This is a genomic window from Dellaglioa sp. CoH-56-MRSF-12 (genome assembly GCF_056782075.1).
In genome coordinates, this window is sequence record NZ_JBXAYD010000061.1 from 1 (window position 1) to 297 (window position 297).

The 297-nt window shown below is 51.9% G+C and carries 1 protein-coding gene; it reads right to left on the minus strand.

Annotation, left to right across the window (positions count from 1 at the left end):
• Positions 1-80: 80 nt before the first annotated feature.
• On the minus strand, positions 81-297 hold a 217-nt coding region (locus AC1RPY_RS07785), incomplete at its 5' end, for a hypothetical protein (protein WP_481763113.1).

Here is a 297-nt window from a genome sequence, read left to right on the forward strand (position 1 = left end):
GGAGCAGACCCCGATGCATGGACTGTCCGGGTTATCATGCAACTCAGACATATTACTTCACTCCTTGTTGCTCGTCAATATCAATCTACAGGCAGCGAATCAAGCATCTTGTGGATGATCCAGTAGTGATCAGAATACATCTCGGCAGGATCAAGCAGGCCGAGCGGCACCCATTTCACTTCTGCGAAGTCGTCATCGGCCTTCACCTCCACCAGCTTTTCCGAGTCGTTCAGCAGGTAGAGATATGCATGTGTCACGATCCGGCCACGAGTTTCTCCGCGATTCGGGTCCGAGAAT